The organism is Mesorhizobium jarvisii (assembly GCF_003601985.1).
GTDB lineage: Bacteria > Pseudomonadota > Alphaproteobacteria > Rhizobiales > Rhizobiaceae > Mesorhizobium > Mesorhizobium jarvisii.
The window spans coordinates 51,326-77,517 of record NZ_QZXA01000015.1 but is presented as its reverse complement, the minus strand read 5'-3'; the positions used below and the strand labels follow the sequence as shown (position 1 = coordinate 77,517).

At 60.1% G+C, this 26,192-nt stretch carries 25 protein-coding genes and 1 pseudogene; 17 read left to right on the top strand and 9 right to left on the bottom strand.

All coding sequences use genetic code 11. The features are described 5' to 3' along the window. Window positions 1-100: 100 nt before the first annotated feature. Entirely contained in the window at window positions 101-931 is an 831-nt protein-coding gene (locus D3242_RS29270) for a PRC-barrel domain-containing protein (RefSeq protein ID WP_051112879.1), read from the bottom strand. A gap of 277 nt (window positions 932-1,208) precedes the next feature. Here D3242_RS29270 and D3242_RS29265 point away from each other — a divergent pair, with 277 nt between their 5' ends. Next, a complete protein-coding gene (locus D3242_RS29265; RefSeq protein ID WP_064982097.1) occupies window positions 1,209-2,987 on the top strand; it encodes a PAS domain S-box protein in 1,779 nt (592 codons plus the stop codon). A gap of 414 nt (window positions 2,988-3,401) precedes the next feature. Here the strand turns inward: D3242_RS29265 and D3242_RS29255 are convergent, their stop codons facing one another. Beyond that, complete coding sequence (locus D3242_RS29255) at window positions 3,402-3,587, bottom strand: hypothetical protein (RefSeq protein WP_064982094.1); 186 nt, start codon at window positions 3,585-3,587, stop codon at window positions 3,402-3,404. A gap of 554 nt (window positions 3,588-4,141) precedes the next feature. On the opposite strand from D3242_RS29255, the gene repA reads away from it, so the two are divergent. The 5 genes from repA (at window position 4,142) to D3242_RS29230 (ending at window position 8,818) form a co-directional block, all read left to right on the top strand. Further along, window positions 4,142-5,344: a plasmid partitioning protein RepA gene (gene repA, locus D3242_RS29250; RefSeq protein ID WP_019863972.1), complete on the top strand. Its 1,203-nt coding sequence runs from the start codon at window positions 4,142-4,144 to the stop codon at window positions 5,342-5,344. A gap of 77 nt (window positions 5,345-5,421) precedes the next feature. Continuing rightward, the gene (repB, locus tag D3242_RS29245; RefSeq protein ID WP_064982091.1) at window positions 5,422-6,387 is read left to right on the top strand and encodes a plasmid partitioning protein RepB; all 966 of its coding nucleotides are present in this window, start codon (window positions 5,422-5,424) and stop codon (window positions 6,385-6,387) included. Window positions 6,388-6,540: 153 nt separating this feature from the next. Beyond that, on the top strand, window positions 6,541-7,746 hold the full coding sequence (gene repC, locus D3242_RS29240) for a plasmid replication protein RepC (protein WP_064982090.1): 1,206 nt from the start codon (window positions 6,541-6,543) through the stop codon (window positions 7,744-7,746). A 167-nt stretch (window positions 7,747-7,913) separates the two neighbouring features. After that, on the top strand, window positions 7,914-8,303 hold the full coding sequence (locus tag D3242_RS29235; protein WP_081295952.1) for an MbcA/ParS/Xre antitoxin family protein: 390 nt from the start codon (window positions 7,914-7,916) through the stop codon (window positions 8,301-8,303). Beyond that, on the top strand, window positions 8,300-8,818 hold the full coding sequence (locus D3242_RS29230) for an RES family NAD+ phosphorylase (RefSeq protein ID WP_064982086.1): 519 nt from the start codon (window positions 8,300-8,302) through the stop codon (window positions 8,816-8,818). Before D3242_RS29235 ends, D3242_RS29230 begins: the two co-directional genes overlap by 4 nt. 39 nt (window positions 8,819-8,857) lie before the next feature. Here the strand turns inward: D3242_RS29230 and D3242_RS29225 are convergent, their stop codons facing one another. Further along, a complete protein-coding gene (locus D3242_RS29225; protein WP_064982084.1) occupies window positions 8,858-9,982 on the bottom strand; it encodes a site-specific integrase in 1,125 nt (374 codons plus the stop codon). 297 nt (window positions 9,983-10,279) lie between these two features. Between D3242_RS29225 and D3242_RS29215 the strand changes: the two genes are divergently transcribed. Together D3242_RS29215 and scpB are read left to right on the top strand one after the other, a co-directional pair. Next, the gene (locus D3242_RS29215; protein ID WP_064982082.1) at window positions 10,280-11,236 is read left to right on the top strand and encodes a DUF1403 family protein; all 957 of its coding nucleotides are present in this window, start codon (window positions 10,280-10,282) and stop codon (window positions 11,234-11,236) included. Between the two features lie 2 nt (window positions 11,237-11,238). Then, a complete protein-coding gene (gene scpB, locus D3242_RS29210) occupies window positions 11,239-11,958 on the top strand; it encodes an SMC-Scp complex subunit ScpB (RefSeq protein ID WP_064982081.1) in 720 nt (239 codons plus the stop codon). A 100-nt stretch (window positions 11,959-12,058) separates the two neighbouring features. Here the strand turns inward: scpB and D3242_RS34150 are convergent, their stop codons facing one another. After that, window positions 12,059-12,232, bottom strand: a complete 174-nt coding sequence (locus tag D3242_RS34150) for an RES domain-containing protein (protein WP_120145563.1) — start codon at window positions 12,230-12,232, stop codon at window positions 12,059-12,061. Continuing rightward, a pseudogene (locus D3242_RS34145) lies at window positions 12,229-12,461 on the bottom strand (hypothetical protein); the annotation flags it as partial. The gene D3242_RS34150 and the pseudogene D3242_RS34145, both read right to left, overlap by 4 nt. A gap of 171 nt (window positions 12,462-12,632) precedes the next feature. On the opposite strand from D3242_RS34145, the gene D3242_RS29195 reads away from it, so the two are divergent. After that, a complete protein-coding gene (locus D3242_RS29195; RefSeq protein ID WP_064982079.1) occupies window positions 12,633-13,895 on the top strand; it encodes a metallophosphoesterase family protein in 1,263 nt (420 codons plus the stop codon). Beyond that, complete coding sequence (locus D3242_RS29190; RefSeq protein ID WP_064982077.1) at window positions 13,892-17,362, top strand: ATP-binding protein; 3,471 nt, start codon at window positions 13,892-13,894, stop codon at window positions 17,360-17,362. Before D3242_RS29195 ends, D3242_RS29190 begins: the two co-directional genes overlap by 4 nt. A 184-nt stretch (window positions 17,363-17,546) precedes the next feature. Here the strand turns inward: D3242_RS29190 and D3242_RS29185 are convergent, their stop codons facing one another. After that, window positions 17,547-17,738: a hypothetical protein gene (locus D3242_RS29185; RefSeq protein WP_081295951.1), complete on the bottom strand. Its 192-nt coding sequence runs from the start codon at window positions 17,736-17,738 to the stop codon at window positions 17,547-17,549. A gap of 74 nt (window positions 17,739-17,812) precedes the next feature. Between D3242_RS29185 and D3242_RS29180 the strand changes: the two genes are divergently transcribed. The 4 genes from D3242_RS29180 to D3242_RS29165 all read left to right on the top strand — a co-directional run bounded on the left by D3242_RS29180 (window position 17,813) and on the right by D3242_RS29165 (window position 19,753). Next, window positions 17,813-18,292, top strand: coding sequence for a YidB family protein (locus tag D3242_RS29180; protein ID WP_064982075.1), 480 nt, complete (start codon window positions 17,813-17,815; stop codon window positions 18,290-18,292). Continuing rightward, entirely contained in the window at window positions 18,285-18,707 is a 423-nt protein-coding gene (locus tag D3242_RS29175; protein ID WP_081295950.1) for a DUF4112 domain-containing protein, read from the top strand. Before D3242_RS29180 ends, D3242_RS29175 begins: the two co-directional genes overlap by 8 nt. Before the next feature lie 121 nt (window positions 18,708-18,828). Then, on the top strand, window positions 18,829-19,080 hold the full coding sequence (locus tag D3242_RS29170; RefSeq protein WP_064982073.1) for a GlsB/YeaQ/YmgE family stress response membrane protein: 252 nt from the start codon (window positions 18,829-18,831) through the stop codon (window positions 19,078-19,080). A gap of 196 nt (window positions 19,081-19,276) precedes the next feature. After that, window positions 19,277-19,753, top strand: a complete 477-nt coding sequence (locus D3242_RS29165) for a YciE/YciF ferroxidase family protein (protein WP_064982071.1) — start codon at window positions 19,277-19,279, stop codon at window positions 19,751-19,753. A 157-nt stretch (window positions 19,754-19,910) separates the two neighbouring features. On the opposite strand, the gene D3242_RS33700 is transcribed toward D3242_RS29165, so the two are convergent. Continuing rightward, a complete protein-coding gene (locus tag D3242_RS33700) occupies window positions 19,911-20,069 on the bottom strand; it encodes a hypothetical protein (RefSeq protein WP_155772683.1) in 159 nt (52 codons plus the stop codon). 364 nt (window positions 20,070-20,433) lie between these two features. Further along, a complete protein-coding gene (locus D3242_RS29160; RefSeq protein ID WP_064982070.1) occupies window positions 20,434-20,679 on the bottom strand; it encodes a hypothetical protein in 246 nt (81 codons plus the stop codon). Window positions 20,680-20,771: 92 nt separating this feature from the next. Between D3242_RS29160 and D3242_RS29155 the strand changes: the two genes are divergently transcribed. From D3242_RS29155 to D3242_RS29145, 3 genes are read left to right on the top strand one after another with little or no spacing between them, the layout of a single operon-like run. Next, window positions 20,772-22,721: a PrkA family serine protein kinase gene (locus tag D3242_RS29155; RefSeq protein ID WP_064982068.1), complete on the top strand. Its 1,950-nt coding sequence runs from the start codon at window positions 20,772-20,774 to the stop codon at window positions 22,719-22,721. 19 nt (window positions 22,722-22,740) lie between these two features. Next, window positions 22,741-24,051, top strand: coding sequence for a YeaH/YhbH family protein (locus tag D3242_RS29150; RefSeq protein ID WP_064982066.1), 1,311 nt, complete (start codon window positions 22,741-22,743; stop codon window positions 24,049-24,051). Window positions 24,052-24,063: 12 nt separating this feature from the next. Beyond that, on the top strand, window positions 24,064-25,608 hold the full coding sequence (locus D3242_RS29145) for a SpoVR family protein (protein ID WP_064982064.1): 1,545 nt from the start codon (window positions 24,064-24,066) through the stop codon (window positions 25,606-25,608). Window positions 25,609-25,767: 159 nt separating this feature from the next. Here the strand turns inward: D3242_RS29145 and D3242_RS29140 are convergent, their stop codons facing one another. Further along, complete coding sequence (locus tag D3242_RS29140; RefSeq protein WP_019863754.1) at window positions 25,768-26,178, bottom strand: heme-copper oxidase family protein; 411 nt, start codon at window positions 26,176-26,178, stop codon at window positions 25,768-25,770. Between the last annotated feature and the right edge of the window lie 14 nt (window positions 26,179-26,192).

Here is a 26,192-nt window from a genome sequence, read left to right as displayed (position 1 = left end):
CGCGAAGCGCAATACTATTCGCCCCCCGAATGATCACCCGCGACCCAGTCGGTACGAACCGGGCCGCGAAGATCTACTCAACGGATAGACCAAAGAAACTTTAGTTTGCAATCATCCGTTGTTTGTCGCGCGCGCTTGCGTAAGTGCCTTTTTCATAGGCCGGCTGCGCATTAAACTGCTCTTTTGTAAAATTCGTATATAGGTACCTATTTCCCGACTTGTCCGTCATGAACTTGAGGTTGTCCATGCCAATGGCCACCTCCTTGGCGCCTATCCCGAGGAACCCACCGACATCGATAAGGACGGCGTCGACTTTCTTGTCGCCCGTCAGGACAACGTCGCCGATCTTTCCAACCTTGGCGTCGTTGGCGCCATAGACAGTCGTGCCGACCAGATCCTCGGCCCGGACCTTGTCGATCGGGACGGCGGTCAGTGCCGTCTTGTCGACCGCCCCGGTGGTGGTTGAGTCAGGCGCCACTGTCGTTGGTGCGGGGGCTGTGTTGGAAGCCGTGGTTGGATCGTAGGCCTTCGAATCGAAGTTCGGCTGAGCCTGGAGATCTTCCTTGGTGGTCTTGATCACGAGCCAGCGCTTGCCGTCCTTTTCGGCCCACTGGGCCTTGTTGAAGTCGAAAGCGACATTCTTTTCGCCGATGCCGAGAAAGCCCCCGACGCCGATGATGAGCGACTGGGCCTTGCCGTCCTTCGCAAGGAGGACGTCATTGACCTTGCCGATCGTCTGAGCATTAGCATCCGTCCCGTTATAAACTGAAGCGCCGATTATTTTGGAAGCAAGGCTGCCATTTGGGGCAACCGCGGCGGTTGTCGCAGCATTGTTATCCGCGGGCGCCGATGTCACGACGTTCGCGGCAAAGGCCCCTGAGGCAATTAGGGTTGCAAGTGCGGTGGCGGCAGCGAGAGTTTTGTAGCTCATTGTGGTTATCCTTTGTGTTGTTGTCGCGCGCGCCCTGCCCGTTTTCCAGACAGGACGGCAACTTGATGCATCACAACGGGATGCGTTGATCGAGGTTCCCACGACACCCGGCAGCCGAAGAAGGGGTCCCTGTGAGGCGCTGGCCCGAGGAAATGGGAGCCCCCTCAGCACAAGTTGTTCACCCCTGAAGGTGGGTTCTTGGCAAATCGTATGCAGGCAGCGACTTGGAACGATCGTTTATACGGCGCGTTAGGTCCGGTTACATCGGGGACCTGTTATGAGTGAACTGCCGCTGACTGAACTACCACAGGCGGGAACGGTCCCAGACAGTAACCTCGACTATCAGGATTTTTTCGAAAACGGGGCCATAGCGCTCCATCTGGTGAGCGCGGATGGCCTAATCTTGCATGCCAACAAGGCGGAGTTCGATCTCCTAGGCTATCGTCCAGAGGACTATATCGGCCATGACATTGCGGAGTTTTATCCCGACCGGGACGTTATCGTCGACATTTGGAGTAGGCTTTCCCGTGGTGAGAAGATTGCCAGATATCCGGCGCGTTTGCGAGCCAGCGATGGATCCATCAAGCACGTCGAACTCACGTCGAGCGGTCACTTCCGCGACGGTAAGCTGGTCAACACCAGATGCTTTACCGTCGATGTAACCGACCTTGAGCGGACGCGCAAAGAACTCAGGCGGCAGGACAACACCTATCACCAGATTCTCGATGGCCTTCCGGTCGCCATCTACACGACTGACCAGAATGGGATCATTACCTACTACAATCGAGCCGCTGCCGATCTGGCAGGGCGGGAGCCTCAGGTCGGCAAGGACAAATGGTGTGTCACGTTCAAGCTGTTCACCACCGACGGCAAGGAGCTGCCGCACGACGAATGCCCGATGGCGATCACCCTCAAGGAGAACCGGCCGGTCCGCGACCAGCAGGCTGTAGCGCAGCGTCCGGACGGGTCCTTTTTTCCGTTCATGCCCTACCCCACACCGCTGCGCGATGAGCAGGGCCGCCTCGTTGGCGCGGTGAATATGCTGCTCGACTTGACGGACCGCCAGCGTGCCGAAGAAACCAGGCAGCACCTTTCGGCGATCGTGGAATCCTCATTTGACGCTATCATCAGCAAGGATCTCAACGCGATCATAAAGAGCTGGAATAGAGGCGCCGAAAAGCTCTTTGGCTATTCCGCCAGCGAAGCGATCGGCAAGTCGGTCACCATGCTTATCCCTGATGACCACCTGGACGAGGAACCTCGTATCCTTGAGCGCCTCCGCCGTGGGGAGCGCGTCGACACATATGAAACGATACGTCGGCGCAAGGACGGCAGCCTGGTGCCGGTATCGCTGACCATATCGCCTGTGCGCAACGCAACAGGGCAGATCGTCGGTGCCTCAAAGATTGCGCGCGACATCACATCGGCTAGGGAAAACGAGCAACGTATCCGCACGTTGATGCGCGAGGTCAATCACCGGGTGAAAAACCAGTATTCTGTTATCCTGTCGATGATACGGGAGACCAACAAACGATCGGAGACGCCCAGGCAATTTGAATCGCAGGTGCGCGAGCGCATCATGGCGTTGTCGCGCTCCCACGACCTGCTTGTTTCGGCCGACTGGAAGGGCGCGGCCATCAGTGAGCTGTTGGCGGCGCAGGCCCAGCCATTCCCACGCGGTGAGATCATCAATATGTCGGGCCCGTCGTTTGTGCTTGGTCCCAATGCGGTCCAATATCTCGGAATTGCGTTCCACGAACTCGCGACCAACTCGGCGAAATACGGCGTACTCTCGGGCGATGACGGTCAGATTTCTGTTACATGGAGTATCACGGGTTCGGGAGCAAAGCGGTTGTTTCACCTGACCTGGGCCGAAACCGATGGGCCGCGTGTCGGCACCATCGCACACGGCGGCTTTGGAAGCGTGGTCCTGAAACGGGTTGCACCTGAGGCTGTGGGTGGGCACGGAAATCTTGAATATGGTCCGCAGGGGATCACATGGAACCTGGAAGCGCCGTTGGCCGGAGTGGATCCTTCCGTTGCCAATCAGGACTAGATGCATGAAGTGAGCTTCCTGGCGATGGGCATCCTTCACTCGTTTCGCCATGCGGCATCTCCAGCCGGGACCCGTTGCCGCCCTCTTTCAAAGTCGGTCTGCGGGCCGTCCAAACGGCTGAGAATTCGAAGCCCTCTATAAGCCCAGCGCTTGACTGTCAGGAAATCGTCGACGCTAGCTGCGCAGCGGTTGCGTTAAAACGCAGAACCTCGCGCCCGATATCGCCCCTGTCCGAGAGTGAGTCGCCGACAAGACCGGCGAGCCAGCGCCGAAGCAGTGGTAACGGCTGTAACCGCGAACTCAATGCCAATGACGTGCGGAAAATCATGCTCTGCTCCACGGCGTCGGAAATGGCCTTGTCCCTGGGCCAGAATCTCTTGGCGCGGCTTCTCCAGATAAAGCGCCCCCTGCCCATCAAAGCGCCGGCCGACAATGGGCTGTTGAGGCCGGAAGCGACAATCCGCGAGGGTCTTCAGGGCCTTTGGCCTTGGCCCGACTATGCTGGCTGCCGTCCAGCACCGCCAGAAGCTCACCCTGGTCGGCGATTGGGCGCTCGATCGCCATCTTCGTCTGCGGCGATTTCGGAATGGCGATCGTCACGCATCATGTGCGTTGCAACGGTATGAGGTCCAGTCGAGCTCAAACTTTTGCGCTATATACCGGCAAATTTTTCATGCCCTAAACGACTGCGGACGTGCCCGTCCCCCTCCCCTTCCCGAACCTTGGCTCTGCAAGAACGCAGCGGCCGCCTTACACATTGGCGACCTTTCGGCATTCGACGCCGCCAGTGCCGAACTGCCGAGACAAATCTTCACACGCAAATCCTACCCCGCCAATTTCAAAACCGAGACCTCCGCGACATCCGTCGCTGAATCCGCGTCAACGTAGCGGTCCTGGCAACATCATCGCGGCTGCGATTCCCGTTGCTTATCGAGTGGTCGCTTCCAGCCCGCGCAAATCTCTGTTTTCAATATCGTTCTGCGGTGTTTTTACTGCGGTAAATTTATGGATGCGTTGCGCGCGGTTGGCCGTGGTCTGGCCAGCGTTAACCTTTTGTTAACCCAAAACTTCTTGCCGGTAAGTCCGAATCGGAGCTTAATGGCGCTTCTTGTGGGCATTGCTAACAAAAAGCGCCAATTCAGGTTTCGACGAGAATGAATGTTTCCATGCGGCTGCCACGTTTCGAGTTCGATGACAAAATCCTCGAACAGGGCGCCGAGATTTCCCGGCGGTTGAACCAGCTCCGGATGGAGAAATTTCCGCCCAATGCGACCAAGACGCTGCGCACATTCTCGATGGCGGAGGTCGCTCACTACCTCGGGGTCTCGCAGAACAATCTGAAGCGTCTGCATCTCGAAGGCAAGGGGCCATTGCCTGACCAAAGTCCTTCCGGCCGTCGCTCCTACACGGCTACACAGATGCTCGAGCTCAGACAGTTCCTGGACCAGCATGGCAGGACGGAAGTCAAGAAATACGTTCCGCACCGCAAGCTTGGCGATAAGCTCCAGGTGGTTGCGGTGGTCAATTTCAAAGGGGGCAGCGGCAAGACGACCACGGCTGCCCACCTCGCCCAGCACCTGGCGCTGACCGGTCATCGGGTTCTTGCGATCGATCTTGATCCGCAAGCTTCGCTGTCCGCACTGCATGGCTTCCAGCCCGAGCTCGATCGCAACCTCTCGCTTTATGAAGCGATCAGGTATGACGATGAACGCAGATCGATCGCGGACGTGATCATACCGACAAATTTCCCCGGTCTCGACATCATCCCCGCCAATCTCGAGCTGCAGGAATACGAGTACGACACGCCACTCGCCATGCAGGACAAAACCTCCAATGCCGGCCGCCAGTTCTTCACGCGCATGGCCAAGGCGCTGTCGGAGGTTGACGACCGGTACGATGTTGTCGTTGTCGATTGCCCGCCCCAGCTTGGCTATCTGACTTTGACTGCAATGTCGGCGGCGACATCGGTCCTCATTACCGTGCATCCGCAGATGCTCGACCTCATGTCGATGAGCCAGTTCCTGCTGATGCTTGGCGGCATATTGAAGACCATCAAGGCCGCCGGCGCCGCGATCGAACTCGACTGGTTTCGCTACCTGATCACGCGCTACGAACCGACCGATATTCCGCAGGCGCAGATGGTGGGCTTCATGCAGTCGATGCTTGCCGGCCAGATCCTGGAAAACCCGATGTTGAAGTCGACGGCGATTTCGGATGCGGGCCTCACCAAGCAGACGCTTTACGAGGTGGAGAAGTCTGCCTTCACCCGATCCACATATGACCGCGCCCTGGAGTCGCTTGACGCGGTGAATGCTGAGGTCGTCACACTCATCCATCGTGCGTGGGGTCGCTCGTGATGGCGAACTTTACGGCAGTAAAGATGGGCTATTTTGTTCGTAAAATCAGATCGCTAGCCTTGTGTGGAGGCGGTTGAATGGCCCGCAAGGATATTTTCGGCAGTGTGATGGGTCCCGTCGCTGCGGTGGCCGATAACAAGGATGTATCGGGGTATGCCGTTCGTGGTGCCTCCCGTTCGATCATGCAATCCTTCGAGGAGCTCTCCAAGAATTCGGTCGTCGATCTCGATCCTGCCATGGTTGACACCTCGTTCGTCTCGGACCGCCTGGAAGAAGACGATCAGGCGTATCAGGAGTTGCTGTCGGCAATTCGGGAAAGAGGCCAGGATTCTCCGATCCTGGTCAGACCGCATCCGGAGGTTTCAGGGCGATTCCAGACAGTATTCGGCCATCGCCGCGTCAAGGTTGCCCGCCAGTTGGGAAGGCCCGTCCGCGCCGTCGTCAAGAAGATGGGCGACGAGGACCATGTCATCGCCCAGGGCCAGGAGAATGCCGCCAGGGCCAATTTGTCCTTCATCGAAAGGACCCTGTTTGCCGATCGCATTCTCAAGCGCGGCCACACCTCGGACACGGTGAAGTCCGCTTTGGCGCTCGATGACACGACCTTCTCGAAGATGCGCTCCGTGACCGGCAATATTCCCGAGCCAGTCATCGTGGCGGTTGGCGCGGCCAAGGCCGTCGGTCGGGACAGATGGTGGCAACTGGCCAAGCTCATGGAGCATCCAGGGAACGCGGGCAGGGCGGTAGACTATGTGAAGAGCGCTGGTTTCGCGGGGCCAAGCAGTGACGCACGATTTGCGCTCCTTTTCGACTTCCTGAGCGCGCCGGCGAAACGCTCGCGGGCTGCGCCCAAGACACGAGAAAAGGACTGGGCGCCGCAGGACAGCTCGGTGCGGGCCAAGATCACCGACACCGGAAAAGTGTTCACGCTTGCCCTGAAAGCGAGGGAAGCCTCGCCGTTCGGTGCTTTCATCACCGAACGGCTGGACGAGCTTTTCGAAGCTTTCCGGCAATCGGAAATGTCAAAGAAAACGGGAGACTGAAACCGCAAAAGAAAAAGGCCCCCGAACGTCGCCGTCGCGGAAGCCCTTCTCGTCTGTAGCAAGCTGAGAATCGCACTTCCCCGAATCACTGTCAAGAGTCGTGGCGCCGTTTCAGCGAGCAGGTTTCTTTTGCCTTCGTGAAAGGTGAGGGAAATGGAGAGTGGGTTTGCGACGACGCCCTTTGGGCGGCGGCCGATGACGCTTGCCTTGGTGAAGGCCAATGCCGCGTCGCGGCAGATTCCGGAAGGGGCCACCGTTGAGAAATGGCAGGTCTACCGGTGGCTATGCGAGGGCAAGTCGATTGTCGGCGTTGGCGATCGTGCCCTGGCGGTGCTGAGCGGGCTGTTGACGTTCTATCCTGACGACCAGATCAGCGAGGAAAACGGCTTGATGGTCTTCCCGTCGAACGCACAGCTATCTTTGCGGGCGCACGGCATGGCCGATTCAACGCTGAGAAGGAACCTGGCCGAGCTCGTGAGTTGCGGCCTGATCATTCGCCGCGACAGTCCGAACGGCAAGAGATTCGCTCGCAAGGGGCAGGGCGGTGCTGTCACGGAAGCCTTCGGATTCTCGTTGGCGCCTCTGCTGACACGGGCCGCGGAGTTTCAGCGCGCCGCCGAGCAGGTCCGCGCCGAGTGCCTGGCGCTGAAATTGATGCGGGAGCGGATCACGCTGCATCGCAGGGACGTCCAGAAGCTGGTCGAGGCGGCGATCGAGGAAGGGGTTCCTGGCGACTGGGGCGGCGTCTGGAGGCGGTTTCGGTCCATCGTGGATGCAATTCCGCGCCGGGCAGGGCGGTCACAGCTTGAAGGGATCGTTGCCGAGCTGACCGCACTCCATGATGAAGTGGATAGGATGCTGGAAAGCTTTACGAATTCCACGAATCCTGGCGGCAATGAGTCCCAAACTGAGCGGCAGCAATCTGATTCAAACACAGACTCCATTTTTGTATTTGAACCGGCTTTCGAAAAAAGCAGGGCGGCCGTTGAGCCAAGACCGGCACCGGACGAGCGGTTGAAAAGCTATCCGATTGGACTGGTGCTGAGGGCCTGCCCCGAGATTGCGGACTATGCCGTCGACGGAATCGCCAACTGGCGCGATTTGATGCTCACCGCGGCCCAGGTGCGCGGCTACCTTGGCGTTTCACCGTCAGCCTATGAGGAGGCTTGCCATGTGATGGGTCAGGAAGTCGCCGCGATCGTGATTGCGTGTATTCTGCAGCGGGCACAGCACATCAATTCGGCCGGTGGCTATCTGCGCGCGCTGACGGAAAAGGCGAGGGCAGGGGAGTTCTCGGTCGGACCGATGCTGATGGCCGCGCTCAAGGCCAACGGCGCGGCAGCGAGGATGACGGGATGATTGGTTCCAGGGTTCTTGGGGCAGGTTGCTCGGCGCTGCTCAAGGGCGCCTGGATAGGTTACGGCATGCGACCACCTATCGGCGGCGGGCTCCGGGCTTGAAAGCTGTCCGGAAATGCCATATCTTTTGCACAAGAAACATGACTCCCGATATGGTGGATAAAGGCTGTGGGCCAAGCACTCAAGATAGCCGAGCAGAATGGGCCTCTCATCTTGTCCTATATGGACCGGAACGGGAAGATCGCGATCGAGCAGGTCGCGGATGGGTTTGGCATGTCCAAGGGTCAGTTGGCCCAGACCGCCGGTCTTGCGCGTGAGACACTCTATCGCTCGGAGCGAAGTGCTGCGGTAAAGACCCAGGGGCGTCTGCGCGAAATGCTCGAGATCATCAGCCGCGTGAGCGGTTGGGCAGGCGGCAAGGAACAGGCAATGGCCTGGTATCGGGCTCAGCCGCTTCCGGCATTTGGCGGACGCACTGCCGAAGCGCTGGTGAAGGATGGCAAGGCCGCCGCGGTCCGTGATTATCTCGATCACATGGCCGTTGGTGGTTTTGCGTGAGGTTCGTCAGAACCTGTTACAGGGCACACGATCCACGCTGGGCATTCAAGCCGACTTCCGGTGATGGAACGGCGATCAGAGGCGCCCGGTTCAACCCCAAAGGCGTGCCGGCCCTCTATCTGGGGCTGACAATCATGACGGCGGTCAAGGAAGCCAACCAAGGCTTTGCGCACCGGATCAATCCCTGTGTCCTTTGCTCCTATGAGGTCGACTGCGACGACATCGTGGATCTGACAACGGAAGAGGCCAGGGGTGAATTCGCCATCGCGCTCGAGGACATGGCCTGTGCCTGGGCGACGGCTCTGGGCGACGCAGAGCGCCCGGCGTCGTGGTCCATCTATGACCGGCTGCGGTCTCGCCATGTTGCTGGAATTGTGGTCCCAAGTTTCGCGCCAAGTGCCCAGGACGAGGATCGTAACCTGGTCCTTTGGGACTGGGGTCCGGACCTTCCGCATAAAGTAACTGTCTTCGATCCGAGCGGCCGGTTGCCGAAGGACCAGTTGTCTTGGTCATAGCGTGCTCGTGGAAGGGCAGGGGAGGGGACTGGTCCCAGCCTATAATCCGCTTGCCTTGGTGAGGTTGACACGGAAACGGTCACGCCGGCGCTGATAGCGGCGGGTCATCTCGGCGGAGGCATGGCCAAGCTGCTTTTGCACATATCGCTCGTCGACCTCGGCCGAGGAGGCCAGACCAGCACGCAGCGAATGGCCTGAAAACTTCATTTCCCGCTCGCTTTCGGACAAATCGCCCCGCACGCCTGCGGCCAGTGCCGCACGCTTGACCAGCCGCGCCACTTCCTGGGCGTTCAGCCGTTCGGCGCCGACGGCCTTGCCTTTACCGGTCACGCGGCGGAAAACAGGCCCGTGCACGATACGCCCGAGCTTCAGCCAGGTCGTCACGGCAACCACGGGGCAGGTGCTGTCGGCCGATCCAAGACCGATTTCGACTTCGCGCCAACCAGTCTTGCCACGCAAGGTCACCAGAATGCCCTTGTCCAAAATCTCGAGCCAGCCGGACGAATCCTCAGTCTGGTCGCGGGCCACGTCGAGGCCGACGATTTCGGAGCGGCGCAGGCCGCCGGCGAAGCCCAGAAGCAGCATGGCCCGGTCGCGCAGACCGCGCAGGGTACCGCGATCCAGCGTCTCCAGCATCGCGATAAGATCCTCGGGCAGAATGGCTTCCTTCTGGGCCGGGGGTTTTGCGTGGGTATTGCGAATGCCGGCAAGCACGGTTGATATGTGACGATCTTGTCGGTCGAGCGGGAGGCCACGCTGGGCAAAATTCCATGTTAGCGATGAAAGGCGCCGTTCGATCGTCGAAACCGCTTTCCTGTCCCCTCCAGATCCAGAGGCCAGGGCCGTGATATAGAGCCCGACGACCTGCGGATCCGGCGGCATGGTGTCAAAAGACTGACGCCGGCACCACGCCGAGAAATGTTTCCAGTCGGCAGCATACGCACGACGGGTGTTGGTTGAACTCGCCGCCTCGATATAGTCGCGGGCGCGGCCGGCGAGCGCGTCAAGATGGGCGGGAAGCCGCTCCATGCTGTCTGCCATAGGGGAGGGGGCTTTCTCGTGCTTCGCCGGGCGCCCCATCTCCATGACCAGGTCGATGATGTCGGGGAGATCGTCCTCTCCGGAAGCCACAGTGGCGTCCTGACCATCCTCAGTCATTGTCATGCTGCCTCGACATCTGTCTTGGAGAAGGCATTGCCGGCCTGGTGAACAGCCGCTGTCTTGCTGATGCCCCGGCGGCGTGCGAGCTCGTCGGCGGGGGCGACGGTTGCGGATTTTGGAGGTTCAGGGGCAAGACAGGCTCCTTGGGTCTACCTTTCCGGCAATTTCTACCTGAATCGGCAAGCTTGTCCAGAATGAGCGATAATGCAAGATTATCATTCGTTTTGTCACGCCGACAGGCTGTGCGTTTTGGTGCAACAATCATAGCAAAAAGCGCACCGGCGCTTTACTCTCCAGATCATGATTCGCCTCGATCCCGCGACCGCCAGCTTCTCTGCGCCGCCCTCCGTTCCGGCCTGGGCGATCACAAGCTCCGGCGCGCCGAGCGACGGCGGCGCCGCCTTCCGGGCCGGGGCCGCCCTGGGTGCCCTCGACACGCTCGCCCGCGCGCAGCCTGCATGGGCCGGCGCTTGGCGGCAGCGGCTGGCGCTTAGCTGCGCCGCCGCCAGCATGCGGCTTGCCGGCCGCGCCGAGGACGCCGCCGCCTTGCGCGATGCCTGGCATTTGCGTCCCCCAGGTGGTGATCCCGGCCCCGCCGGCGCCGTCTTTGGCGCCTGGCGGCAGTTGGCCAGGCAGCCGCCCGCCGCTACTCCTGACCGGCTCGGAAAGATACTTGACCAGCTTGGCCTCCATTGGGACGGCGGGGCGCTCGCCGATCTTTGCTCCCAGGTCGAAAAACTCGGGGTATCCCAGCGTCCGGCGCCGTTCGACGCCGCGGCGATCGCCACTGAGGTCGTCGCGATGCGTCCGGATGCCGAACTCTTTGGCTGGTGGCTCGCCGACCTGGTGCTGGCGCAACGCCTGGGCTGGCCGCAGCCCCTGCCGCTCCTAATGGCGCAGGTTTTTGGACCATCCTTTCGCATCGGGGCCGGCGGTGGCCGGCGCATCCGGCCCGGGGACAAGAATTTTGAGCGGGCGGTTTGCGTCTCGCTCGTTGCTGCCACCGCAGACGCCTGTCGGTTGGCCGCCGAGCTGGCACGCCGGGCCGAAAGGCTCCTGGCGGTGGCGCCGAAACTGCGCGCCAAAGGCGCTGGCGACGTAATCTTTCTGCTGCTCAGTGAAGACGCCATCTCTGGATCGCTGACGACGAAGAATCTGTCGCGCTTTGCATCGCGGCGGCTGTTCGAGCGGCTGCAACAACTCGAAGCCGTGCACGAGTTGTCCGGCCGCGCAAGCTTTCGACTGTTTGGGCTCTAGCGATGAGCGAGGCCGCCCGATCCGAACGCCCGCGGGGCAAGGATGATGTCCAGCCGATGCTGGTCGACACTGAGCTTGAGCACCTGCCGCAAGAACTTCGCTGGCGCGAATGGATGGGCCGCGTCGAAGCGGTGATCTTCGCGGCAAATGAACCGGTGCCGCGCGAGGTGCTGGCGCGCGTCGTCGGTAAAAGCTGCAATCTTGAGCTGATCATCGACGACATTCGCGCCGAGCTCGCCAGCCGCCCGTACGAGCTGGTTTCGGTCGCCGGCGGCTGGCAGCACCGGACCAAAAAGGTGTTTGGCGACGTCATCCACGCCGCCTTCGGCCAGCGAAGCGGCAAGGGGGAAAAAGAGCTGTCGCAGGCGGAGGCACTTGTCCTAATGTGCATCGGCTATTTTCAGCCGATCACCCGGGGTGAGTTGTCGAGCTTCTTTGGCAAGGAAGTGTCGCGCGATCTGATCGGCGTGCTGCGCGCGCAGGAGCTGATCGCGTCGGGGCCGCGCAGCCCGCAGCCGGGCGCGCCTTACACATATGTGACGACCAAGAATTTCCTGTCGCAGTTCGGGCTCGACACGCTGCGCCAGCTGCCGGATTTCGAGGCGCTGGAGGATGCCGGACTGCTGTCGAAGGACAAGCTGCTGGCCGGCGATATCCCAGCCGGGCTGGCTAGCGGGGAGGGCGACGGTACGGACGATGTCGTTGAGGACCAAGCGCCGTGACGCGGGCGTCAGCTCATTGTGATCCCAGAGACAGTAGATCACTCACGGCCAGGACGACTGGTCGTGCGGCAGCCGGGGATCGGGATCATGGACCGTGACCTTATCGCCTTCGACAAGATTGGCCCGAACGGGACACATAAAGCGCTTCGATGCCAGGTAGGTTGAAACGACCGCCGTCCATCGCCGCGCCTGCACCGCTTGTGGGCAGGAAAGCCCATTTGGGTGTCAGATAGCGATGGAAGATCTCGTCGGGGCCGACGCGGGTGACTTTCACCCGCGCGCCCCATTCTCGTGATCCGGATGAAGGCCAGAACCGCTTCGACCTGACCGTCAGCGACGAGTTCGGCCGCCGTGTGATGGCCATAGTCAGCGATAGGTTCGTTGCGATACCAGTAGATCGCCTTGTCGACGGCGCCGGTGAGCTCCGTCGCGGCCGAGATCTCCTTCACCATTTCGCGCATCCGACCCTGCAAGCGCTCCGATGACGGCTTACGAAGCGTGTTGCCTTGGCGCTGGCCCGAACGGTTCCGCAGCATTTCTGTCCACACGTTTCCTGGGTCGCGAACTGCGCGCTCAATTTGATCGAACGTCGCGGTCGCCGCCGCACCCGTCGCGCACATGCCCGGCCTATGAAGAACTCGTCAACGCAGTATGTTCAGCGACCGGAGATCTGAATGGCATTTCGATTCGTACACACCGCCGACATTCATCTAGACTCCCCGCTGCGCTCGCTGGCGTTGCGCAACGCCGAGCTTGCCGAGCTCGTCGGAGATGCCAGCCGCCAGGCATTCACCGCGATCGTGGATTTGTGCCTTGCGGAGCGTGTCGATGCGCTTGTGATCGCCGGTGATCTTTACGATGGCGACCAGACTTCGATGAAGACGGCACGCTTTCTGGCATCCCAGATGGCGCGTCTCCATCAAGCTGGCGTCACGGTCTACATGATCCGCGGCAACCACGACGCCATGTCGCGGATTACGAAGCAGCTTGTGTTGCCCGACACGGTGATCATTTTTGGCGGCCGCTGCCAATCCGTGATCCAGTCTGGCCCTGGGGTGGACGTTGCGTTCCATGGTCTGAGTTTCGCCAGCCCCAAGGCGCCCGAAAGCCTGCTGCCCAAATATGCCGCGCCGCAAGAGGGAGCTGCGAACATCGGCATTATGCACACGAGCCTGGCCGGCTCCCCAGGCCATGACGTTTATGCACCTTGCAGCGTCGCCGACCTGCACGGCCACGGGTTTGAGTATTGGGCGCTTGGCCACATTCACGTTCGCCAGGTGTATTCCGGTGCGAGCGCGACGCTCGTCATGCCGGGGATTCCTCAGGGTAGGGACGTCAACGAGGCAGGCGAGAAATCGGTCACGCTGGTCACTATCCGCGATGATCGCTCGGTCGAGATCGAGGAGAGGCTCACCAGTGTCGCGCAGTTCGAGCGGGTGAGTGTCGATCTGACCGGGGTGTCGGAATGGGGCGAGGCCATCATTCGTGTCCGAGCAGGGCTGGAGCAATTCCGGGAGGGTGCCAGGTCGCGCTACCTTGTTGCCCGCCTTCGCCTGGTCGGCACGTCTGCCCTTTCATGGTCGCTGATGCGCGACCGGGACTTGGCCGTCGCAGAAGCCGAGCAGGCAGCGGAGCAGGTGGGCGACACCTGGGTGGAGAAGCTGGAGTTTGATCTTTCGGCTTCCGCTGTCGGGGGTTTGGGCAATGTTGCGGATCCCACTTTGGAGCTCGCTCAATCAATGCGCTCCAATGCGAGCTCGGAAGCATTTCGCTCCGAAGCGCGCGAATTCGTGTTGAAGACGATCGCGGACCTGCCGCCCGATGCGCGGCGCTTCGCCGGCAAGGACGAAGCAGGGCTCGAACAGTTTCTCGACGATGTGCTTGCCGGAAGCGTAGACCTGGTCACGGCCCGGCTCAAGGCAGGCGCGACGCGATGAGATTGCGTCGCCTTGACTTGACCCGCTATGGCAAGTTTACCGATAAAGCGATCGACTTCGGGGAGAAGCCGTCTTCGGCCCCGGATTTGCATATCGTCTTCGGCCTGAATGAGGCCGGCAAGTCGACAGCGCTTTCCGCCTATTTGGATCTGCTCTTTGGCATCGAGGAGCGCAGCCGCTATAATTTTCTGCACGAATACAGCTCCATGCGCATCGGCGGGTTGCTGGAATTCGAGGGACGGACGCTTGCCGTCTCACGCACCAAAAGCCGCGGTAACTCCCTGCACGACGCTGAAGGCAGGCCGCTCAGCGAAATTGCCATTTCGGCAAACCTCACGGGCTTGTCCCGCGATGCCTACAGCAGCATGTTCTCACTCGATGACGAGACGCTGGAAGCGGGCGGCAGAGCGATCCTTGAATCGCGTGGCGATCTCGGCAAGCTCCTTTTCACTGCCAGCGCCGGGCTTGGGCATGCCAGCGACGTCCTGGCTGCACTGGATACGGAGGCAGACGGTCTTTATCGCAAACAGGCCCACAGCACCGAAATCGCCTTGCTGAAGAAGCGGTTCGCGGAGCTCAAGTTACGCAAGGAGGCGATCGACACGCTGGCCTCGACATTCGAGGCGCTCGAGGCGGAAAGGGTGGAAGCACAGGACAAGTATGACCGCAGCCTGGCTGAACGCGCGGTCTTGTCGGCGCGGCTCGCCACGATCGAACGATATGCGCGCGCCGCGCCGCTCCTTGCCGAAATAAAACGCAAGGCAAGCAGGCTGGCTGAGCTGCCTGACATGCCGTCTCCTTCCCGGACCTGGAGTGGCAGCGTCGCGGAATTGATCGATCAGGATACCCGTTTGAGAACCCGCCTCCAGGCCAACGCCGATGAGATCGAGCGCGCGAAGGCAAAGATCGAAGCAATCGCTGTCGATGAAGCTGTGCTGGCGATCTCGGAGCAGGTGCGAGGACTTGCCGATCGCAAGGCGCGATATCTGTCCGCGGGCATGGATCTGCCGACCCGCAAGATGGAAGTCCAGATGCTCGACCAGGTCGTGGCGACTTGTCTCGCCGCGCTCGGAAGGTCGGCCGAACAGGATCCGTCCCGGCTCACTCTGCCTGCCTTTGTGGTAGGCACCCTTCGCAATATGGTCGAGCAACGCTCCGGGATCACGACGAGCCTGCAGATGGCCCGCGATGAAGCCGCTGCCGCGCTCGACCGGCTCAACGCTGCGCGAGGCCGAGTTGGCGAGGAGAGGGCAGTGCCCGAGCCCGCAAGAGCCAGACTGATGGCAGCCGTGTCGGGGGCGAAGCAGAGTAGTCACACACGCGAAATTCGAGAGGCGCGCGCCGTGGAGGCCGAGCGGCAAATAAGGCTGGCGGATGCGATGCGGCGCCTCCAGCCGTGGTCAGGAGATGTCGACCTACTTTCGAAGATGTCGGTCCCGCCGCCGACGCAGTTGGCTGCCTGGAAAACACTGGCCGCGGACCTTCGAAGGGACAAGGCAGTCTTCACCGAGCGTCTGGCTGAGTATGAACAAAGTCGGATAACTACTTCGTCATGGTTGGCTGCTGTCCGCGCCTCGGCCAATCTCGCTGACGATGAAACAGCCGCAGCCATACGACGTGAGAGAGACGAGGCCTGGCGAAGTCACCGGGCGGACCTCAAGGTTGAAACCGCGGACCTGTTTGCCACAGCATTGGCCAAGGATGATCATGTCGGGGCTGGACGATTGGCCCATGCGAGCGAGCTCGCAGATCTGCGCGCAGTGAAACAAAAGGTTGCCGAGACCGAAGCGGCAATTGAGCGCGCAGGCTGCCAGCTCGCCGGGGCGTCGCAGCGTGCAGAGATAGCGTCCGCTGAAATCAAGGAGGCAGCTAGCGCCTTACTTCAGGATTGCCAGGCACAGTCGCTCGACCTTTTGATAGGACTTCTCGAAGAGCGACTTTCCGCACGCGCTGACGCGCTTGCCTCTTGGGATGACATTCTGCTCGCACGCGCACGGATTGAATGCGCAATAGCCGAGGGAGAGCGGATCCCTCTCGCATTGGCCTCGGCTCTTCAAAGCGTTGGAATTCAGCCGGATGCTGGTGAGCCCTTGGAAGCAACGGTTGTAGCCGCCGACCGCTTTCTCGATAGGCAGGCGAAGGTCGATGCCGAACGAGCTGAAGCGCTGAGGAGCATCGCCGCGAAAGAAGAGGAGCTGGCCGCCAGGCGGCTCCCTGTTGAAATTGCCGAAAGGCGAGAGGGTGCATGGCAGGCCGAGGTCAAGGAAACGCTGAAGGGCACTTGGCTCGAAGAAGGCATTGCCGGGACAGGACTTGGCAGTGTGCTCGACCAGTTGTCGGAGCTGTCGAGGGCCCTGCAGGATCGTGAGGCCATGCGCATCCGCATCCTGAAGATGGAGGCGGACAGGACTGCACTTGCCGAAGAGGTGGCCAGACTCGGTGCGAAGGGCGGCGAGTGTGTGAGCGACGAGGCGCCAGAGCAGGTTAGCGTCAGGCTGACAGAGCGTCTCGAGCAAGCTGAGCGTGCTCGAGAGGCGAGGGCAAATCTCCTCCTTGATGTTCAGACATTGCGCGAGGTTCGGGAGGCGCTGAAAGGCGAGGTCGGGGCAAACGACACGACGAAACAGGAAGTGCTGGATGCCTTTGGGGTAAGAACTCTGTCGGAGGTCTCAGAGCGCGATGAACAGCTTCGCGAGCGAGACGGCCTGCAGAGCACCGTGGCCGAGCTAGAAGAACGGCTGACGAGCGAGCTCGCCCTTGAGGACTTCGCCCAGGCGCGCTCATTGCTGGAGTGCCTCGATCTCGGCGAGTTGGCAATTGAAAAGGCCGAAATCGAGCGGCGCCTCGCTGACCTCGATGAAGCATTGCAACAGCAACTCGTCCGGCGTACCCGAGCGACCGACAAGCTCGACGCGATTGGCGGCGACAGCCAAGTTGCCCGCATCGATGCCGAGCGCCGCACCGTGCTTCTCGAAATCGAGGAGAAGGCTGCCCGTTATATCGAGTTGAAACTCGGTGTCATGTCGGCGGCAAGCGCGCTCCGGGTCTACCGCGAACGCCACCGCTCTGGAATGATGAGCCAGGCCTCCGACGCCTTTGCGCTGATCACGCGCGGCCAGTACACAGGCTTGACGACCCAGCCGGTAAAGGGCGGTGAGGTCCTCATCGCCACGCAGCGGGATGGCCAATCGAAGGTCGCAGACGCTTTGTCGAAAGGCGCGCGTTTTCAACTCTACCTGGCTCTGCGCCTCGCCGGATATTACGAGTTTGCCAAGCTCAGGCCGTCCGTTCCGTTCATCGCCGATGACATCATGGAAACCTTTGACCATCTCCGGTCGGAGGAAGTTTTCCGACTGTTCAGTGAGATGGCTAATGTGGGCCAGGTGATCTACCTCACCCATCATAAACACCTGTGTGAGATTGCGAAGTCGGTTGTCCCTAACGTGGTCATCCACGAGCTCCGGTAATTCAAACGGCATTGTTGCTGGCGCACATTCTCGAAAAAGTAGAATCGCCAATGACCGCTTTGCGCCACATGTCGGCCTAGAGATCAGTTTGGTCTAGTGCTGAAAGCAGACGGCGACAGCACCGGTGGCCGTAATTGCACCGGAACGGACGGCAGCCGAAACGCGCGCTGGTGGGCTTCCTGGCTTACTGTTTGATACTGGGGGAAGGCGGCTTCATCATCACGCGCAACTGCATCTTGTCGATAGTTGCGACGATGGCAGCCGCCAGCGCTTCCGCCTCATGGATCAACTCCGGCCCGTGAAGGCCGTTCACCGCTTCTTCGCTCGGCAGCACACCGGGCGGGCAGTGTTCCTCGATCGTGCGCCGGATCAGCATCAGGGCTGCCCGGCATTCATCGGCGTCGACCTTTGTGGAGTTGAGCCCTTCTCTACTGAACGGTGGAGATACCAATGGCGAATCTCGGAAAATTGGCGCTCGCGATGCTCGGCGTTCTAGCCTACCAGAATCGCGACAAAATCGGCGAAATGATCCGTGGCGCGGGCGATCGTAATCCAAACGACCCGCAAGGCGGGCTTCTGGATCAGTTTTCCAAAGGCGTCTCGGGGACGGCGCTTCGAGATATCCTTGATCGGTTTAGAGGTGTGGGGGCAGGATCAAAGGTCGACTCGTGGGTAGGCACTGGGCCCAACCAGCCAATCAAGCCAAATGACGTGGAAGCGGCAATCGATGAAGACACACTGACATCGCTCTCGATGGAAACTGGACTTTCGCGCGAGGAACTCATCAGCAGGATCACCCGGGATCTGCCCGAGGCGATCAACAAGATGACGCCAAATGGTGAACTCCCACCCCTGCCCAAGCAAAGCTCCAATGCGATAACCCTACTCGACGACGTGCCCCCGAGTAGAACCGGGCAAAACGATGTCTAGAGTAACGACCATGCCCCGGGGAGACCCGCTGCCTCGTACGGGCTCGGCAGTTGATCTAACTGGGCAGGGCTATCATGGCGCCAAGGCGACAAACGTAGTTGCCGAATTGGATTTGCTGGCTGCCTTACTCGATTCCCGCTGGCGCATTACGGGGACATCCATTCGCTTCGGATTGGATGCCCTGGTGGGTCTGGTGCCTGTCCTGGGAGATGCGGCGACAGGCATCGTTTCGGTTTACATCGTGTTGCGAGCCCGAAGCTGCGGTGCTCGAAAGACGTTGGTCGCCAGAATGTTAGGGAACGTACTGCTTGATACCATTGTAGGAAGCGTCCCTATTCTGGGCTCTTTCTTCGACGTGTATTTTAAGGCCAACAATCGCAATATCACATTGCTTCGTCGCCGCCTCCAACGTTAAGCGCGACTTGGTGCCCGGCGGCCCGACCTGATTGCGGCTCAGTGTTCACCCACGGAACCTTATTGGTTTAACGCACGTTTTCCCGCCGAACCAATTTCGGTTCCAAGGAGAAGGGGAAAATATGGAAAATCCAGGTGTCGGTTGGATAGCGGCTGTCGTCATCGGCGGTATCGCCGGATGGCTGGCCGAGATGTTCATGAAAAGCAACATGGGCGTGCTCATGAACATCATTCTGGGAATCGTCGGCGCCATCGTCGCCAACGTCCTTCTTGGGTTGCTGGGTGTATCCTTGGCCGGCTGGCTTGGCTATCTTGTCTCCGGTTTCATCGGCGCATGTATTCTGATCGCCGTGGCCCGAATGATCAAGCGCTGAACCAAGCAATCGATCTTGCGTGCAGTCTGACCTATGATTGACGCGTGGTCTGGTAGGATCACGCGTGTTTTTCCCACCATCTGGCGATGTTATTCTACTTGCCAGTGCACCCGGGCGGCATGACGAGAAAGGCACGGAACCTTTCGCGTTGCCGGCTCTTTCACTCAAAGCCAATTCGGGCAAGGAGCATTTTGTAATGAAAACTCTAGCCGATATTTTCGAGCATACACTGCAGGACATGTATTATGCTGAGAACGCGATTACCAAGGCGTTGCCCAAGGTGGCTGCGGCCGTCAAGGATATGAAGCTAAAGCAGGCAGCCGAGGACCATCTGGAGGAGACGAAGGCGCAGATCAAGAAGCTCGAGCAGGTGTTCAAGTCGCTAGGCATGAAGGCTTCTGGCGAGAAGTGCGACGCGATTGAGGGCCTCATCAAGGAAGCCGACGGGCTGATCGAGGAGGCCTCAGGAACGGCCCTCGATTCTGGCCTGCTGGCCGCCTGCCAGGCGGTCGAGCACTATGAGATATCTCGGTACGGCTCGCTACGGGAATGGGCAAAGGATCTTGGGCATGATGAGGCGCACAAGTTGCTCAGCGAGATCCTCGACCAGGAAAAAGCCACCAACAACAAGCTGACGAACCTAGCTGTTACTTCTATCAACAGGACAAATTGATCTCCGGCCTTTCCTGCTGTCCTAGCGCTTCCAGGGAATCGCGCAGGCCAGCCCGGTCTGCGAGGCAGGCGTTAACGGCATTGCTGTGATTGAAGAATGGATGATGCCGAATAGCCAGCGCCGCGGAATGACATATCAGATCGGGGCCGAGTACCGACTACCTCCACAATCTGGCGATCAGCTTGCGGTTCGGGATGATCTCAAAGCCGGCGTCGATTGATCGACGTTTTCGGCTGATCGAAATGCCGCTTTGAGCCGCATCGGCCTGGGGATCGGCGGTGGGAATGTCCTCAAGGAGCGCGGCCTCGACGATCACCCCCTTCGACTTTGTGGTGCGGCGAAGCTGGTCAGCATCGATTCCGGGACGCGATAACGGCGGCTTTAGCTAAGCCCAACGCCAGCCCTGAACATTCGCCTGCTTAGGAGCCATGTTCCAGAATGACCGCGATGTGCCGATTCCGGTCAAGCGGGCGTGCAAAGCGGCCCCCTCACTCGTAAAAATACTTGTTGAGACACGCGGGCTTTGAGGGTGCGCTCAGGAGCCTTAATCGAGCCTTGCGAATTGGACCGCGTGGCGATAGCCCGCCGCGTCCGATTTTCACGGGATTGTTTTTGAAGACGCGCGAAAGTCCGAAGATTGGGCTTCCAGCGGTCTTAACCCAACCGCCTCGCCCGCGTCCCTAGGCCAAACTTAAAGCCAGTGGGACAAGACAAACCTGATCCGCGGCTTCTCTACAGGCCAGGCGACTGGCGAACTTCAGGAGATCCTGGATGGCCGCTGCTGCCATGAGGCCAACGCGCTTGTCCTGGATATCGGCGAACGTCAGTAAGGATAGATCTTCTTCGGCAATGCCTTGAATTTGCCCCAGAGCCGGGATCGCCTGGCTCGAATGCACCGAGTCGCCGAGGTCGATGTCGCATTGCATGCGCTCTCCTTCACGTGAAGGGAACCGCAATGCTTCCCGGCAGTTAATATGAGTGGATGAGCCGATTGGCAGCCTGTTGAGGCAAAGGCATCATGCGCGAAAATCAATCAGACGTCTTCGATCTGTTTTCGGAGATATATTCCAACGCGGCCCAGGAAGAGATCAGCCTCCAGCAGTATCTGTTAGCCTGCCGCGAGGACAAGGCCATGTATGCGTCGGCCCCGGAGCGCATGGTCGAGACGATCGGCGAGCCAAACCTGGTCGATACCAGCAAGGACGAGCGGCTCGGCCGCATTTTCTCCAACCGCACCGTCAAGGTATATCCCTCCTTTTCCGACTTCTACGGAATGGAAGACACGATCGAGCGCATTGCCGGATATTTCCGCTACGCCTCGCAAGGCCTCGAGGAGCGCAAGCAGATCCTCTACCTTCTAGGCCCGGTCGGCGGCGGCAAATCCTCGCTCGCCGAACGGCTGAAGAAGCTAATGGAGCAGCGCCCGATCTACACGCTCAAGGTCGGCAACCAGATCAGCCCGGTCTTCGAATCGCCGCTCGGCCTTTTCCATCCCGACCGCATGGGCGATCTGCTGGAAGACAAATACGGCATAGCTCGCCGCCGCCTGAACGGACTGATCTCGCCCTGGGCGGCCAAGCGTCTGGACGAACTGTCCGGCGACATCTCCAAATTCAGCGTCGTCAAGCTGTTGCCGTCACGGCTCCGCCAGATTTCCATAGCCAAGACGGAGCCCGGCGACGAGAACAATCAGGACGTCTCGGCGCTGGTCGGCAAGGTTGACATCAGGCAGTTGGAGAACTTCAGCCAGTCCGATCCGGATGCCTATTCCTACAGCGGCGGCCTGAACCGGACGACGCAGGGCCTGCTCGAATTCGTCGAGATGTTCAAGGCGCCCATCAAGGTGCTGCACCCGCTGCTGACGGCGACCCAGGAAGGCAGCTACAACGGCACCGAGAATTTCGGCGCGTTCCCCTACCAGGGCATCGTCGTTGCCCATTCCAACGAATCGGAATGGCAGCAATTCAAGAACAACAAGAACAATGAGGCCTTCCTCGACCGCATTCTCGTGGTCAAGGTTCCCTATTGCCTTCGCGTCACCGAAGAAAGGCAAATCTACGAGAAGCTGCTGCGCGAAAGCGAGCTGGCGAACAGCCCCTGCGCGCCCGAGGTGCTGGACATTCTCAGCCGCTTCACCGTCTCGACCCGCCTTGCCAAACACGAAAATTCGCCGCTCTACACCAAGATGCGCGCCTATGACGGCGAGAACCTCAAGGAGATCGACCCGAAGGCGAAGTCGGTCCAGGAATATCGCGATGCCGCCGGCGTCGACGAAGGCATGACCGGCGTCAGCACGCGCTTCGCCTTCAAGATCCTGTCGCAGACCTTCAACTACGACACCAGGGAGGTCGCAGCCGACCCCGTGCATCTGATGTACATCCTCGAGGAGGCGATCAAGCGCGAGCAATTCCCGAAGGAGACGGAAGCCGCCTATCTCGAGTTCATCAAGTCGGAACTCGCAACGCGCTATGCCGAGTTCATCGGTCACGAGATCCAAAAAGCCTATCTGGAATCCTATAGCGAATACGGTCAAAACCTTTTTGACCGCTACATCGCCTACGCCGATGCCTGGATCGAGGATCAGGACTACAAGGATCCCGATACGGGGCAGATCCTCAATCGCGACGTCCTGGACAAGGAATTGTCGCAGGTCGAAAAACCCGCCGGCATCGCCAATCCCAAGGACTTCCGCAACGAAGTGGTCAAATTCACCTTGCGCGCCCGCGCGCGCAACAATGGCCGCAACCCGTCCTGGACGAGTTATGAAAAGCTTCGCGAGGTCATCGAGAAGCGCATGTTCGGCCAAGTCGAGGACCTTCTGCCGGTGATCAGCTTCGGCTCCAAGCAGGACAGCGTCACGGAGAAGCGGCACAACGAATTCGTGCAGCGGATGGTGGAGCGCGGCTATACGCAGCGGCAGGTCCGCCGGCTGGTCGACTGGTACATGCGCGTGAACAAGGCGGGTTGAGCGACGCCCGAACGGTGCCATGCCGATCTTCATCGACCGCCGCCTGAATCCGAAGGACAAGAGCCTTGGCAATCGCCAGCGCTTTCTAAGACGCGCGCGCGAAGAGCTCAAGCGCAGCATCCGCGACAAGGTCCGCGCCGGCGGCATCGCCGAACTCGACCGCGAGCATGTGGTGCCGATCCCTCGCAAAGGCACCGGCGAACCGAGCTTCGGCGACGACAAGGAAAGCGGCCGGCGTCAGCACATCCTGCCCGGCAACCGGACATTCAGCTCTGGTGATCTTATCCCCAAGCCGGGCGGCGGCGGAGGCTACGGTTCGGCCGCGGGAACCACCGAATCCGAAGACGACTTTCGTTTCGTGCTGTCGCGCGAGGAAGTGCTCGACCTTTTCTTCGAGGATCTCGAGCTACCCGATCTGGTCAAGCTCAACCTCAAGCAGGTACTGAGCTTCAAGCCGAGACGGGCAGGTTTCGCGGCAAGCGGGGCGCCGACCAACATAAATGTCGGACGCACGATGCGAAACAGCCACGGGCGGCGCATCGCGCTCAGGCGCCCCAAACAGGCGGAGCTCGACGCGATCGCCCGCCAGATTGCCGAGCTGGAAGCCAAGCCGGCAAGCGCCCTGGTGCGCGAACGCATCGCCGCCCTGCGCGAGGCGCTTGACCGGCTCGAGCGCCGGCGCAAGCGAATTGCCTATGTCGATCCGGTCGACATCCGTTTCAATCGCTTCGATCCCCAGCCTCTGCCCAATGCGAACGCGGTCATGTTCTGCCTGATGGACGTCTCGGGATCGATGGGAGAGCGCGAGAAGGATCTGGCCAAACGCTTCTTTGTGCTACTGCACCTCTTCCTGACACGGCGCTATGAACGCACCGACATTGTCTTTATTCGCCACACCCATTTGGCCAAGGAGGTGGACGAACATACCTTCTTCTACCACACTGAAAGCGGCGGCACCGTCGTCTCCACCGCCCTCGAGGAAATGCACCGCATCATCGAGCAGCGCTATCCGGTCGCCGAATGGAACATCTATGCCGCCCAGGCCTCCGACGGCGACAACTTCGCCGGCGACTCCGAGCGCTGCATAGAGCTGCTCGACCGCAAGCTCATGCGGCTTTGCCAATATTTCGCCTATGTAGAAATCATCGACGAACGGGAAAGCCACATTTTCGGCGCGACCGAGAACGGGACATCGCTTTGGCGCGCCTATAACGCCATCGACGGCAAATGGCCAAACTTCCAGATGAGGCGCATTGCCGCCCCGGCCGACATTTATCCGGTTTTCCGCCAGCTGTTCGCCAGGCAGCCTGGTCTACGCAAGAGCGCGTGAGGGACTTCGGCAATGGTCAGTCAGGCGTGCACGTCCGAACTGCTGTTTTCCGGGTCGGACTGGAATTTTGCGAAACTGTCGCGAGTGTACGAGGAGATCGAGTCGCTCGGCCTCGAAGAGCTTGGTCTCGACATCTATCCTGTGCAGATGGAGGTCATTTCTTCTGAACAGATGCTCGACGCCTATTCATCTCTGGGCATGCCGTTGATGTATCGGCATTGGTCGTTCGGCAAACGTTTCCTCTACGACGAACTTCTCTACCGCAAGGGCGCTCGCGGCTTGGCCTACGAAATGGTCATCAATTCCAATCCATGCATCGTCTACCTGATGGAAGAGAACACCATGGCCCTGCAAGCCCTGGTGACGGCGCACGCAGCACTGGGCCACAACCATTTCTTCAAGAACAATCATCTCTTCCGCCAATGGACGGATGCCGGCGGCATCCTGAGCTATCTGGATTTTGCCAAGAGCTACATAGCGCGATGTGAGGAACGGCATGGCGTGACCCCTGTGGAGGCGATCCTGGATTCCGCCCACGCGCTGATGGAGCAAGGCGTCTTCCGTTACCGGCGGCCGCCGAAGCTGTCATCGGAACAGCAGCGCGAGGGGCTGCACGAACGCCTCGAATACGAGGAGCGTTCATTCAACGATCTCTGGAGAACGCTGCCGCCCTCGCCGGGAAAGAGCAAGCAGGACGCCACCGACCAAATCCTTGCAGAGCGGAAGAAGTCGCTCAAACTTCCGGAGGAAAACCTGCTCTATTTCCTCGAGAAGAACAGCCTCGTCCTTGAGCCTTGGCAGCGCGAAATCATCCGGATCGTGCGGATCATTGCGCAGTATTTTTATCCGCAGCGGCAAACCCAGGTGATGAACGAAGGCTGCGCCACTTTCGTGCATTACACGCTCATGAACACGCTTTTCGACCGTTGCCGCATCAGCGAGGGCGCCATGCTCGAGATGTTGCGCAACCACTCTAACGTCATCTTCCAACCGGCCTATGACGACCCCCGCTATTCCGGCATCAATCCCTATGCGCTTGGTCTGGACATGATGCAGGATATCCGGCGCATCTCCACCGCGCCGACTGCAGAGGACCGCGACTGGTTCCCAGACATAGCCGGCCGCGGCGACTGGCGCGATACCTTGCTCGATGCCTGGGCCAACCATCGCGACGAATCCTTCGTCCGCCAATATCTGAGCCCGGCTCTGATCCGGAAGTGGCGGCTATTCATGCTGGCCGACAACGCCGACGAGCCGCACTACGAAGTCGCGTCGATCCACAACGAGCGAGGCTATGCCAAGATAAGGTCAGCGCTTGCTCAAAGCTACGACGTGGGAGCGAGCCGGCCCGACATCCAGGTGATTGACGTCGATCTCCTGGGCGATCGGCGTCTGAGGCTTCAGCACACGGTGAAGAATGGTCTCATGCTCGAGGGCGGAAGCCGCGACGCGACCTTGCGCCATATCCGAAACCTTTGGGGCTACGAGGTCAGCATGGTGGCAGTGGATGCTGAAACCGGTGCGATGCTCGGCGAACGCTCGACAAAGGAAGTTTGAGATCACAGCCCGCCACTTGTGAGCGGAGCGTTTTTGCGTTGCGACCACAGAAACAGGCCATAACTGAGGCCAGAACGATTGCTCGCGCTAGAGTCGGTCAGCCTGTGCTTCCGGCTCCAGTGGCTCATGCCGGCCCTCATACTGCCGAGTTCCGCCGATTTAGCGTGTCGCGGTCGATAACCCAGACGCCACGCGCTCGCTTGCGCTTGAGAAAACAACGAAGGCGAATACCAGGACGGCGGCAGCCACGATCAGTGAACCTACGGCGACGACGGGCTCGATTGCCGTATAGCCTTGGTGAAGCATCAGATACAGAGCTGGCAGCATTACCACCAATCCGACGTTGTAGAGGCCGTAGTGGACCATGGCGGTTCTCCGCGCTGCCTTTGCCGGATTAAGAGCGTAGTAGCCGCCAAAGATTGCGCTTGTGACCCATCCGAGCAGATTGATGTGTGCATGTGCAGGAAATGCACCGTGGTCGCCCGAGATTGCCATCTGCAAGCCGGCGCCGATCCCCAGAATGAGCCATACGATAGCTGTCTTAAAGAAAAGATCTGAGACCTTAGGCATGACACTTCCTCCCC